Below are 12190 nucleotides of genomic sequence, written 5' to 3' on the forward strand. Positions count from 1 at the left end.
CCAAGCCCCCCCCCGCCGCCGCCGCCGCCCCCGCCCACCGACTGCACGACCATGCCGCTGGCAAAATCTCCCCGAGTTGTGATGGTCCCGGAATTTATCCCCTCGGCATTGCCGCCGATTGTCGGCACGCCCCCATTGCCGCCGTTACCCACGATACCGAAACCACTTGCACCATCACCGGCAACGCCGCCCGCCGACCGCACAAGCATACCCTTCGAGAAAGCCCCGTCCGTGGAAATGGAGCCGGCATTATCGCCTTTCGCGTCACCGCCGAAACCGCCATTGCCGCCATTGCCACCCTTGCCGGCACCGATCGCAGCGCCCAAGCCGCCATTGCCGCCGCGCCCTCCGCTGGAATTGACGGTGATGCCGTTCGAATTGACCCCGTGCGTGATGATATTGCTTTCGATCGTAGTGGTCACGGTCGCCGTGCCGCCATCGCCACCCCGCCCGCCGACGCCGCCCTTACCGCCTACCGCGATGGCGAATGCCCATGCGCCGTTACCACCATCCCCACCGCTGGCGTCGCCCGATATGCCGGGAGCATTGTCCCCCGATGTTTCGAGGGCGCCAGATGCGTTGTTTGTTATATCGACGGTTCCGCCCTTGGCGCCATCGCCGCCTTTACCACCCTTGATCTCCACAAAAGGCGGGACGGCTGTTGCATGGACAGCCGAGCCGCCATCGCCGCCGCGCCCACCCCGGGCGCTGCCAACGAAAGCGGCCTCCCCGGAGGTCGTGCGGCCGACACTATTCGTTCCCGTAGCCGGCGCCACCGGCGAATGGCCATCTCCGGCGTCAGCAGTACCGATTCCGTCATCACCATTGTCGCCCGGTGCACCATCCGTATTGATGGACAATTGCTGCGCATGGGCCGGAGATTGAGCGTAAGGAAAGACCAGCCCCACCAGTGCCGTAGCGCAAAGCAATCGAGCTATCCGTTTGGGCAGAGTGGCGAGACATTGATTCGGCCGGCCGGGCAAACCCTTCTGAGTCGCCGCGGCATCACGAAGAACTTCCTCAGAACATGCCCTGGCTGAACCGTCGTCGGCCGATGCGCACGACAATACGGCAACGCGCTCTGTGAACAAAGCCATGCACTTACCCCCCATTTTACGGGGGCGCGCCTCAATGCCTGCTTGAGTCCGACGCCACCGCTATGCTCTGCTCATGCAATTGCAATAAGGATGCCGGCACTGTGCAATAAGGTTCAATGCATTAAAACAGGGCATCCGTATTCCCACTTGCGGATCTCTGACTCAATTAGAATACATTAACTTATGCCGGATGAAACCAAAAATTTACGTGGGGAACACTGACCAAAGCCACCGACGTTTCATAGTCATCATATGATGACTATCTGCCGTTTCGCGGCCGAAATCGCAGAACAAAGCGATTGGACCGCCCGATTTCGTGATACTCGACCCGCTGGCCATGGCATCGACGCGCAAACGCCCTATATCAAAGGACAGAGTTTTTGCGCGGGAATGAACGGATGTCGGCACTTCGGCCATCAACGATCTTCACAGTGGCAATGCTGGCCACGGCAGTGCTGGCGGGCGTTTGCCTGCCGGCTTCCGCGCAAGCGCTCAATCCCGCTACCGGCAACAATGCGCTGATCCGGCAGAACGACCTGCAAATCCTGCAAAACAGGATACAGCGGCAGCAATATCAACAGCAACAGCAGCAGAATCGCGCCCAGGACCGCCAGATCTTTCAGCAACCGCCACCGGTCGTGCAGCAGCTCAAGCCAAGCTGCCAGACACAGATAATCGGCACCACCGCCGTGAGCAATTGCCGCTGACATCAAGGCCTTTTTCGTTTATTTAGCCGACTTATGTATTTCGAGTGTCGTTGGCACATGCGAAAGTTTTGGTTTTGCAACGACGCCTTGTCGCGCTATGCGGCATTGCATCGACTGGATTGACGAATGGCAGCCACCAAGAAAAAGGCCGTACGCAAGGCAAAGAAGGGCGAGAGAATCCGCCAGGTGGCGGCTATTCCCTTCCGGCTGACCGCGCGTGGCGATATCGAGGTGATGCTGGTCACGTCGCGTACCACCAGGCGCTTCATCGTCCCCAAGGGCTGGCCGATGAAGGGCAAGAGCGGACGCAAGGCGGCCACCATCGAGGCGCAGGAGGAAGCCGGCGTGCTCGGCAAGACGCTGAAGCAGCCGGCGGGCACCTATTCCTACTGGAAGCGGCTGGCAAATCGCTTTGTCCGCGTCGACGTCATCGTCTACCTGCTCGAGGTGAGCGAGGAACTGGCCGACTGGCAGGAAGCCAAACGACGCCAGCGGGCCTGGCTGGCGCCAGCCGATGCGGCCATGCTCATCGACGAGCCGGATCTTTCAACGTTGGTGAAGACGCTGAAGATCCCTGTGCAGGTGGACCAGGCGTAGAGCCTCACTCGCCGGGGTCATCGCTTTCGGGAAACGGCCGCACCGGCGTGCCGGTATAGGCCCACAGCCACTCGCGCGGCAGCGGCCCCTTGTTTCGCTCGGCCTGCTGCGACTGCTCCCAGGCATGCGCCAGGATGCCGACCGAGCGCGACAGCACGAAAAGCCCTCGCGTCAGCGGCGGCGGAAAACCGAGTTCGCCATAGATGACGGCGGTGGCGCCATCGATGTTGAGGGGTATTTTTTTCCCCTTGCGGCGTTCGACATCCGCCTCGACCGCTTCGGCGATATCGGCGAAACGCCCATTGACGGCACCGCGTGCGGCAAATTCGCGGGTCAGTTCCAGCAAGCGCGGCGCGCGCGGGTCGACGGGATGGAAGCGATGTCCGAGCCCCGGCACATAGCCCTTCTCCTCGGCGAAGAACCGGTCGAGCCGCGCCGAGACCGCCTCATTCAGCGTCATCCCGGCATCAATCGCCACGGCAATGTCACCATAAAAGGAAAGCGCCTGCTCGCCGGCGCCTCCATGCACGTCGCCGAGAACGTTGATGGCCGAGGCCATGGCGCTGTTGATACCGACGCCGCAGGTTGCAGCCATGCGCGCGATGGCAATCGATGGCGCCTGCGGTCCATGGTCGACGGCGGCAGCCAAGGCAATGCCGAGCAATTCTGCCTGGTCCTCGCTGGGCAGTTCGCCGCGCAGCATCAGCCAGATGACAGCCGGAAAGCTGACGCGGCCGATCAGATCCTGGATCTCGTAGCCACGCAGCCGGATGACACCTGGCCGCATCTCGATGATGTCGGTCTGCCACCATTCCTCGCCGCGCTCACGGCCCGTCTTCTTCTCCGTGCCGCTCATGCGCGTGCCTTTGTCCTGGTGCGGGGCGGCAGGTCGGCGAACACCTCGCTCATATGTTCGCCGAGCGCCGGCGGCGGCTTTGTCGGCAAGGGCGCCTCGCCATCGACCATGAAGCCGCCGCGCAAAACGGTCAGCGGCTTGTTCATGCCAGCCACATCGTCGAAATGCGCGGTCACCTGGCGCTCGAGGACTTGGGGCTCGGCCAGCACTTGCGGGATCGTCAGCACCCTGCCGGCAGGCACGCCGGCGCGATTGAGCGTCTCTTCCCAGGCCGCCGCCGAGGCGCCCGCCAGGGCGTCCTCGATCTCGACTTTAAGCGCCGCACGGTTGCGCTTGCGCGTCTCGCGCTCTGCATAGCGGACATCGGAAGCCAATTCCGGCCGGCCGATCAGCCGGCACAGCGCCACGAACTGCTCCTGCTTGTTGGCAGCGATGTTGATGAGCCCGTCGCCGGTGCGAAACGCACCGGAGGGTGCCGCCGTCATGTTCTCGTTGCCCATCGGCATGGGGTCGATACCTGCGGTCAGATAGTTGGAAACCGGCCAGCCAAGTGCGGAAAGTGTGCATTCGAGCATCGAAACGTCGAGAAAGGCACCCTCGCCGCTCGTCTTCTGCCGCACCAGCGCCGAGGCGATGGCGAACGCGCCGACCAGTCCGCCAAGCGTATCGGCGACGGGATAGCCGACCCGCAGCGGCGCCGCTTCCGGTGTGCCGGTGATGCTCATGATCCCAGACAGGCCCTGGATGATCTGGTCATAGGCGGGATTGTCGCGCATTGGCCCGGTCTGGCCGAAACCCGATATCGCGCAATAGACGAGGCCCGGACGGACCGTCTTCAGTGCCTCGTAGCCAAGCCCCAGCCGATCCATCACGCCGGGGCGGAAATTCTCCACCAGTGCGTCGGCGCTGGCCACCAGATCGAAAAAGCGCTCGCGATCGGCTTGCTTCTTGAGGTCGAGCACAACCGACCGTTTGCCGGCGTTCTGAGCCAGGAACGAGGCGCCCATGCCGGCGCTGTTCAGCTTTGCCGAGCCGCCGAGCTGGCGGGCGAGGTCGCCGCCTTGCGGCGCCTCGACCTTGATCACGTCGGCGCCCAGCAGCGCCAGCTGATAGGCACAGTAGGGACCGGCCAGGACATTGGTCAGGTCGAGGACGCGAATACCGGAAAGCAGTTCTGTCATGGCATCAGGGATCGATCAGGCATCGCCGGGCACATGCTCCGGTCCGCGCCGACGACGATGCTCGATGAAGGCCCAGATATGCGGGCCGGCGAGACCGATGAAGGCGAGCGTCAGCAGTGTCAGCGACAGTTTGTGGGTGTAGAACACGGACCAGTCGCCATTCGAGATAGTCATCGCCCGGCGGAACTGGGTTTCGGCGAGCGGCCCAAGGATCATGCCGATGATGACAGGCGCGGTCGGAAAATCGAACCGCCGCATCAGGAAACCGGCGGCCCCCAGCAGATAGAGGATGACGAGGTCGATGGGCGATTGCGAAATGCCATAGGTGCCGACCGTGGCGAACACCAGGATGCCGGCATAGAGCTGCGGCGCCGGGATTTTCAGCAGCCGCACCCACAGCCCGATCAGCGGCAGGTTGAGGATGACCAGGATGACGTTGGCGATGAACAGGCTGGCGATCAGCCCCCAGACGAGGTCGCCCTGGGTCGTCAAAAGCAGTGGTCCGGGATTGATGCCGTAGCTCTGGAACGCCGACAGCATGATCGCCGCCGTCGCCGAGGTCGGCAGGCCAAGCGTCAGCATCGGCACCAGCACGCCGGCTGCGGACGCATTGTTGGCGGCCTCGGGGCCGGCAACGCCTTCGATGGCGCCGACCGTGCCGAACTCCTGCTTGTGCTTCGACAGCTTCTTTTCGATGGCATAGGACAGGAAAGTCGGGATTTCGGCGCCGCCCGCCGGCATGGCGCCGATCGGGAAGCCGATCGCGGCGCCGCGTAGCCAGGGTTTCCACGAACGCCCCCACTCGGCCGCCGTCATGTAGAGCGAGCCCTTCAGCGGCACGATCTCGTCCTTGCCGGCATAGCGGCGCGAGGCCATGTACAGCGTCTCGCCGACCGCAAACAGGCCAACGGCGGCGATGATGACGTCGACGCCGTCGAGCAGTTCGGTCATGCCGAAGGTGAAGCGCGGCTGGCCGGTCTGCAGGTCGACGCCGATCATGCCGATGACGAAGCCTGCGAACAGGCTGGTCAGGCCGCGAACGGAAGACGAGCCGAGCACCGCCGAGACGGTGATGAAGGCCAGCACCATCAGCGAGAAATATTCGGCCGGACCGAAGGCCAGCGCGAATTTGACCACCACCGGCGCCAGGAAAGCGACGCCCATCGTGCCGATCGTGCCGGCGACGAACGAGCCGATCGCCGAAGTGGCGAGGGCTGCACCGCCGCGGCCGGAACGCGCCATCCTGTTGCCTTCCAGCGCGGTGACGATGGTGGCGCTTTCGCCGGGCGTGTTGAGCAGGATCGACGTCGTCGAGCCGCCGTACATGGCGCCGTAATAGATGCCGGCAAACAGGATGAAGGATGCCTCCGGCGCCACCTGATAGGTGATCGGCAAAAGCAGCGCGATGGTCAGCGCCGGCCCAAGACCGGGCAGCACACCGATGGCGGTACCAAGCGTGGTGCCGAGCAGGCACCACAGAAGGTTGACCGGGGTGAAGGCGACCGAGAAGCCATGTGCCAGATGTCCGAGCGTTTCCATGGCGTCAGCCCCTCAACATGGTGATGAACGCATCGATGACCGTGTTCAGCTGGTTCTCGATGAAACCGGCACCGATGTTGACGCCGAGCGCCCTGGCGAAGCCGAAATAGGCGGCCAGCGCCAGGATAAGGCCGAGCACGACGTCCCGCAGCGTACGCTTGCTGCCGAAGCCGTAGCAGACGAGCACGAACATGATGACGGATGCCGCCGTGAAGCCGAGCGGTTGGATGAGCAGCAGATTGGCGATCAGGCCGATAACGACGAAGCCCATTGCCTTCCAGTCGGTCGGCGTCTCCTTTTCCTCCTCCGGCTGCCAGCCGCCGCGAAGCGCGGCAAGGATGAGCAACAGCGAAAGTACCACCAGGCCAACCATGGTAAGGTAGGGAAAGACGGTCGGGCCGACCTTGGAGTAGAGCGGCGACACCGGGATCGCCAGCGTCTGCCAGGCGACGGCGCCGGCGCAGGCCAGGAGCCCGATGCCTATCAACAATTCCGGCACGGCAAGCCGCGACGGCGCCGCCTGCTGGTCGCTGGTGCTCATGATTGTCCTCCCCAGGAGAGCTGGCCAAGTATGGTTGGCGGAAATGCCCGGCGCCGCATGCTTGCTCCCCACCGCAGGGTCATGCCGGCTTGCATTTCATGCGAGAAGGGGCGACCTGCGCCGCCCCTATGACGATGGATCAGGCGAGCCCGAGATCCTTCAGGATCGCCTCGATGCGGGCTGAATCCTCGGTGACGAACTTCGCATAGTCGTCGCCGGTGAGCAGGATCGGCGTCCAGTTGCGGTTCTTGCATTCGGTCGCCCACGCGTCGCTCTTGGCCATGGTCTCGATCAGGGTGATCATCGCTGCCTTGTCGGCGTCGGAAATACCCGGCGGTGCGAAGACGCCGCGCCAGTTGAACAGTTCGACATCGATGCCGGCCTCCTTCAGCGTCGGCGCATCGATGCCGTCCTGGCGCTTGTCTGCCGAGATGGCGAGCAGCCGCAGCGCGCCCGCCTTGACCTGCTCGGAGAACTCGCCAAAGCCGGAGATGCCGGCCGCGACCTGGTTGCCGAGCAGCGCCGACAACGCCTCACCGCCGCCGGCGAACGGCACGTAGGACAGGTTTGTCGCCGGCACGCCGACAGTCTTGGCAATCAGGCCGAACAGGATGTGATCGGAACCGCCTGCGGAGCCGCCGGCGACAGGAACCTTTGTCGGATCGGCCTTGAGCGCGGCGACGAAATCAGCGGCCGTCTTGAACGGCGACTCCGCCGGCACGACCAAGGCCTCGAACTCGCCGGTAAGGCGGGCGATCGGGGTGACCTGCGTCAGATTGTTGGCGGCCTTGTTGGCAATGATGGCGCCAACCATGACCATGCCGGCAACCATCAGGGAATTGCCTTTGCCGTTCCACTGGCTGATGAATTGCGGCAGCCCGACAGTCCCGCCGGCGCCGCCGACATTGGTGATCTGGGAACCCGAGATGAGCTTTTCACTGCGCAGCACCTGGTCGATCGTGCGCGCCGTCTGGTCCCAGCCGCCACCCGGTGCGGCAGGCACGAAGAGCTGTATCTGGGGCGCGCCTTCGGCCAAAGCGGGAGAAAGATGCGACGTCATCAGCCCGGCACCCACGGCTGCGGTGCTCATCAAAAATCTGCGTCTGTCCAGCATGGGATTCCTCCAAATCACGACACCTCCTCCGGTGCCCGCCAAAACGCGCCTGCATCCAGACCCGTCATCGATTTCAAGCAGATGTTACGGAGTTCTGTCAACGGAAACGATATTCTGCTGGACAGAACGATTTGGCGGCGCGACACAGTCGCGTCACTCGGCTTTCTTCAAACTGGAACCGCCATGGACTCGCCAAGCAAATCGGCAGATGCGGAAATCGACCGCGCCGAAGGTGTTGCAGCACTCGATCGGGCGATTGCCATCCTCGATGCCTTCAGCACGGAGGACCGGTCGCTCAGCCTGGCCGAAATCGCGGCGCGCACCGGCCTCTACAAGAGCACCATCCTGCGGCTTGCGAATTCCCTTTTGCGCGGGCGATTGCTCGAGCGCCTCGACAATGGGCGCTACCGCGTCGGACCCGCGACGTTTCGGCTCGGTGCGCTCTACCAGCGTTCGGTCGTGGCGGTCGACATCCTGCTGCCGATCATGCGCGATCTTTCCGAGCGAAGCTGGGAAAGCGTTGCCTTCTACGTTCGCTCGGGCGATGTCCGCACCTGTCTTTACCGCGTCGAATCCAAGCACCCGATCCGCTACACGATACGCGAAGGCGACGTATTGCCTTTGCTGCTCGGCTCGGGCGGCCGCGTGCTCGCAGCGTTTTCGGGCCAGCAGGGCGAACCCTACGAGACCATCCGCAAGACCTGCAACTGTCTCGCCGTCGGCGACCGCGACCCCGAGACCGGGGGCGTGTCGGCGCCGGTATTCGGGCCAGGGGGCGTCCTGCTCGGCGCCTTGACCCTGGCTGGACCAAGCACGCGCGTCGACGCGGCCTTTCTGCAGCGCATGAAGCGTCCGCTGCTCGAGGCAGCGGCCCGCGCCACCCGCGCCTTCGGCGAGGACGCCTCCATGCTCGAGCAGGCAAGCCTGGCAGCGGACGCCCTGCCGTGGAATGCGGCCTGATTGGAAGGCTCGCCCAGTTCAACTTGACCAGAACCACACGGCGGTTCTTGGCGCGGCCCGTTTCGTCATCGTTGCTGGCGACAGGTGCCATCATGCCGGCGCCCGCAGCGGTCAGCCGCGCCGCTCAGGTCACCGCGCCAGCAGGATGGTCGGAGCGTCGTGATAGGTGGTCTTTACCACTTCCCGGTAACCGCACTTGGCAGCCACCCTCAGCGAAGCGCCATTTTCCGGATCGATGATACAGACGGTCTTCTCGCGCCCGAAAATCACTTCGCCCCATGCCAGGACGCGGCCAACCACCTCGGTGGCGAAGCCCGCCCCGTGCACGGCCGGAACCAGCGCCCACCCGGCCTCGGGAATGCCTTCGATCGATGGTTCCATATCGCGCTTCAGATCGTGAAACCCGGCCTCGCCGATGAAGCGCCCGGTCGCCTTCTCCTCGATCGCCCAGAAGCCATAGCCAAGCAACGACCACAGGCCGGCGTGACGCAGGAAGCGCATCCAGCTTTCTTCGCGCGTGCGCGGCTTGCCGCCGATGAAGCGGGTGACGACGGGATCGGTCCACATCGCGGCATAGGTGTCGAAATCATCCAGGCGGTGTGCCCGCAGGATGGTTCGCTTCGTTTCGATGACAGGAGCACTGGTCGCTTGCGGATTGTTCATGGGATCTGCCTCGCACGGATCGCCAGCGCTTAGCAAATCGCCGGTGCTGCGCAAGGGGCCAGGGCAACACGGCCCATCATCCAGGCGCCGCTATGGGAATTTTGCGCGACGATGTTATTTTTCACCGCAGGCTGATTCAACACCCGCCAGCGCGACCTTTTTTCAGGCGCGCATTGGTGGCGTCAAACCCAGGGAAAAGAGCATGGATACCACCGATCTTGTGCTTGCGATCTTCCATCATCTGCTGGTGTTTTCGCTGGCGGGGATCATCGGCGCCGAATTCGCCCTGATCCGCGGCGACCTGGGTGCTGCGACGCTCAAGAGGCTCGCCGGCATCGACCGCCATTACGGCGTCATCGCCGCGCTGATCATCGTCGTCGGCATCGGCCGTGTCTTCTATGGCCTCAAGGGCTGGGAATTCTACGTCTACAACTGGGTGTTCTGGGCCAAGATAGCGGCGTTCGGCGCTGTCGGCCTGCTGTCGATCATCCCGACCGTCCGCTTCATATCCTGGAACAGGCAGGCGAGCGGCAATGCCTCGTTCCAGGTGCCGGCGACCGAACTTGCGTCCGTGAAGACCTATATCCGCGCCGAAGCTTTCATCTTCCTGCTCATCCCGGTCTTCGCCGCGGCGATGGCGCGCGGCTACGGCTACTAGGGTGGCGATCACCCTCCGACATTATCCACCCATCGAGTGCGGATGTTTGCGGATATCGGCAGTTTGCCGCCCAGTTGCTATTTGCTAGCTTGCCCTAGTTGTTGCTTCATGCGCAGCCGGTGTTGAGAGGAGTTCCGCGCGGCGTTGGAGATTCATATCCCGGGAGGAGATCACGATGAGAAGATTTGTCGCCACTCTGGCTGCTGCCGCGGCCGTCACGCTTTATGGGTTCGCGGCCAGCGCGCAGACCTATCCTGAACGCACCATCACCGTTGTGGTGCCGTTTGCGGCCGGCGGGCCGACCGACACGGTCACGCGCCTCGTCGCCGAAGCGATGTCGAAGGATCTCGGCCAGCAGGTCATCGTCGAGAATGTCGGCGGCGCCGGCGGCACGCTGGGTGCCGGCCGCGTCGCCAACGCCGAGCCTGACGGCTATACGCTGCTGCTCCATCATATCGGCATGGCGACAAGTGCGACGCTGTACAGAAAGCTCGCCTACGACACGCTGAACGCCTTCGAATATGTCGGCCTCGTCACCGAGGTGCCGATGACCATCGTCGGCCGCAAGGACCTGGAGCCGGCCGATCTCAAGGGATTGGTGGAGTACGCCAAGGCCAACAAGGATTCCATAACCGTCGCCAATGCCGGCATCGGTGCGGCCTCGCATCTGTGCGGCATGCTGTTCATGAGCGCCATCAAGACGCCGCTGGTCACCGTGCCCTATAAGGGCACCGGCCCGGCCATGACCGATCTCCTCGGCGGTCAGGTCGACATCATGTGCGACCAGACGACCAACACCACCAAGCAGATCCAGGGCGGCACCATCAAGGCCTATGCCGTCACCTCGCCGGAGCGCCTCGATGTGCTGAAAGACGTGCCGACGACGGTGGAAGGCGGCCTTCCCGAAGTGCAGGTCGGCATCTGGCACGGTCTCTATGCACCCAAGGGCACACCGGCCGGGATCACCGAACGCCTGTCGAAATCGCTTCAGGTCGCGCTGAAGGACCAGAACGTCGCGGCCCGCTTCGCCGAACTCGGCACCAAGCCATCGCCCGAGGCCGATGCGACGCCCGCCGCACTGAAGGCCAAGCTGGAAAGTGAGATCGCGCGCTGGAAGCCGATCATCGAAGCCGCCGGCCAGTACGCCGACTGAGGTTTGAACAGGGGCGCCACCGGCGCCCCTGTTCGCTCGGCATCCGCTACCCACTCGGGCTTGGGAGAACCATCATGAAACCTTTCGCGATCGACAGGGCCAACGGCCTGTGCGCCGCCCTGTTCATCGGTTTCGGCGCATGGTTCGCGCTGCAATCGCTCGGCCTCGAAATCGGCACCGCGTTGCGCATGGGGCCAGGCTATTTTCCGCTGGTCCTGGCGATCGTGCTGGTCCTGCTTGGCGCCGTCATTCTCGTCCAGGCTGTACGCGTCGAGGGCGAAGCGGTCGGGCATATTGCGTGGCGCGGCATGCTGCTCATCCTGCCTGCTCCGATCTTCTTCGGCCTGACGGTGCGCGGCCTCGGATTCATCCCGTCGATCTTCCTGACGGCGCTGATCGCGTCGTTTGCCAGCCGCTGCATGAAGCCGTTGACCGCGCTCGTGCTGTCGGCCGGCCTGACATTGTTTGCATTCCTTGTCTTCAGCTACGCGCTCGGCCTGCCGTTCCGCCGCTTCGGCCCGTGGCTGGCCCCGTGGTTGGTGTCGTAAGGCGATGAGCATGGATCTGCTCGACAACCTTGCGCTCGGCTTTTCGACGGCGACGTCGCTGACCAACCTCGGTTTCTGCCTGATCGGCGTCCTTCTCGGCACGCTGATCGGCGTCCTGCCCGGCATCGGCGCCACCGCGACCATCGCCATGCTTTTGCCCATCACCTTCCAGATCGGCGACCCGGTTTCCTCCCTCATCATGCTCGCCGGCATCTATTACGGTGCGCAATATGGCGGCTCGACCACCGCCATTCTCATCAACATGCCCGGCGAATCCTCGTCCGCCGTCACCGCGATCGACGGCTACCAGATGGCCAGGAACGGCCGCGCCGGGGCGGCCCTCGCGATCGCGGCCATCGGCTCGTTCTTTGCCGGAACCGTGTCGACGTTCCTCGTCGCCATCTTTGCCCCGCCGCTGACGGCGATCGCGCTGAAATTCGGCGCGGCCGAGTATTTTTCGCTGATGATCGTCGGCTTGGTTTCGTCCGTCGCGCTCGCCCACGGCTCGATCGTCAAGGCGCTGGCCATGGTCGTGCTCGGCCTGCTGCTCGGCATTGTCGGCACCGACATTTACAC

The 12190-nt window shown here is 63.8% G+C and carries 13 protein-coding genes and 2 pseudogenes; 7 read left to right on the forward strand and 8 right to left on the reverse strand.

From position 1 onward, the window contains the following. Window positions 1–1097, reverse strand: a pseudogene (locus tag EN949_RS26315) (autotransporter outer membrane beta-barrel domain-containing protein); the annotation flags it as partial. Between the two features lie 398 nt (window positions 1098–1495). Here EN949_RS26315 and EN949_RS26320 point away from each other — a divergent pair. Beyond that, complete coding sequence (locus EN949_RS26320) at window positions 1496–1804, forward strand: hypothetical protein (protein ID WP_013529617.1); 309 nt, start codon at window positions 1496–1498, stop codon at window positions 1802–1804. A gap of 126 nt (window positions 1805–1930) precedes the next feature. Further along, a complete protein-coding gene (locus EN949_RS26325; protein ID WP_013529616.1) occupies window positions 1931–2401 on the forward strand; it encodes an NUDIX hydrolase in 471 nt (156 codons plus the stop codon). 4 nt (window positions 2402–2405) lie between these two features. Here the strand turns inward: EN949_RS26325 and EN949_RS26330 are convergent, their stop codons facing one another. The 5 genes from EN949_RS26330 to EN949_RS26350 form a co-directional block, all read right to left on the reverse strand. Further along, entirely contained in the window at window positions 2406–3257 is an 852-nt protein-coding gene (locus EN949_RS26330; protein WP_063168996.1) for a citryl-CoA lyase, read from the reverse strand. Then, the gene (locus tag EN949_RS26335; RefSeq protein ID WP_127366706.1) at window positions 3254–4438 is read right to left on the reverse strand and encodes a CoA transferase; all 1185 of its coding nucleotides are present in this window, start codon (window positions 4436–4438) and stop codon (window positions 3254–3256) included. The genes EN949_RS26330 and EN949_RS26335 overlap by 4 nt, the downstream gene beginning before the upstream one ends. 15 nt (window positions 4439–4453) lie before the next feature. Beyond that, entirely contained in the window at window positions 4454–5977 is a 1524-nt protein-coding gene (locus EN949_RS26340) for a tripartite tricarboxylate transporter permease (protein WP_013529613.1), read from the reverse strand. A 4-nt stretch (window positions 5978–5981) separates the two neighbouring features. Beyond that, window positions 5982–6518: a tripartite tricarboxylate transporter TctB family protein gene (locus tag EN949_RS26345; protein ID WP_063168998.1), complete on the reverse strand. Its 537-nt coding sequence runs from the start codon at window positions 6516–6518 to the stop codon at window positions 5982–5984. A 139-nt stretch (window positions 6519–6657) separates the two neighbouring features. Beyond that, on the reverse strand, window positions 6658–7632 hold the full coding sequence (locus EN949_RS26350; protein ID WP_013529611.1) for a tripartite tricarboxylate transporter substrate-binding protein: 975 nt from the start codon (window positions 7630–7632) through the stop codon (window positions 6658–6660). 183 nt (window positions 7633–7815) lie between these two features. On the opposite strand from EN949_RS26350, the gene EN949_RS26355 reads away from it, so the two are divergent. Further along, window positions 7816–8592 carry an IclR family transcriptional regulator gene (locus EN949_RS26355; RefSeq protein ID WP_127365986.1) on the forward strand — a complete coding sequence of 259 codons (777 nt, stop codon included), beginning with the start codon at window positions 7816–7818 and terminating at the stop codon, window positions 8590–8592. A 19-nt stretch (window positions 8593–8611) separates the two neighbouring features. On the opposite strand, the pseudogene EN949_RS36685 reads toward EN949_RS26355, so the two are convergent. Both EN949_RS36685 and EN949_RS26365 read right to left on the reverse strand, forming a co-directional pair. Continuing rightward, a pseudogene (locus EN949_RS36685) lies at window positions 8612–8716 on the reverse strand (DUF4892 domain-containing protein); the annotation flags it as partial. 5 nt (window positions 8717–8721) lie between these two features. Further along, window positions 8722–9255 (reverse strand): GNAT family N-acetyltransferase, encoded by a 534-nt coding sequence (locus EN949_RS26365; RefSeq protein ID WP_013529609.1) that lies wholly within the window; start codon window positions 9253–9255, stop codon window positions 8722–8724. 202 nt (window positions 9256–9457) lie between these two features. Here EN949_RS26365 and EN949_RS26370 point away from each other — a divergent pair, with 202 nt between their 5' ends. From EN949_RS26370 to EN949_RS26385, 4 genes are all read left to right on the forward strand, one after another. Then, window positions 9458–9913, forward strand: a complete 456-nt coding sequence (locus tag EN949_RS26370) for a DUF2214 family protein (protein WP_127365987.1) — start codon at window positions 9458–9460, stop codon at window positions 9911–9913. A gap of 175 nt (window positions 9914–10088) precedes the next feature. Then, window positions 10089–11066: a tripartite tricarboxylate transporter substrate-binding protein gene (locus EN949_RS26375; RefSeq protein WP_013529607.1), complete on the forward strand. Its 978-nt coding sequence runs from the start codon at window positions 10089–10091 to the stop codon at window positions 11064–11066. A 74-nt stretch (window positions 11067–11140) separates the two neighbouring features. Further along, window positions 11141–11614, forward strand: a complete 474-nt coding sequence (locus tag EN949_RS26380) for a tripartite tricarboxylate transporter TctB family protein (protein ID WP_063169000.1) — start codon at window positions 11141–11143, stop codon at window positions 11612–11614. A gap of 10 nt (window positions 11615–11624) precedes the next feature. Then, window positions 11625–12190, forward strand: a 566-nt coding sequence (locus EN949_RS26385; protein WP_206517413.1) for a tripartite tricarboxylate transporter permease, incomplete at its 3' end; no start/stop codon positions are given.

It is taken from the genome of Mesorhizobium sp. M7A.F.Ca.US.007.01.2.1, from assembly GCF_003998165.1.
In the GTDB taxonomy this organism is placed as follows: Bacteria; Pseudomonadota; Alphaproteobacteria; order Rhizobiales; family Rhizobiaceae; genus Mesorhizobium; species Mesorhizobium ciceri.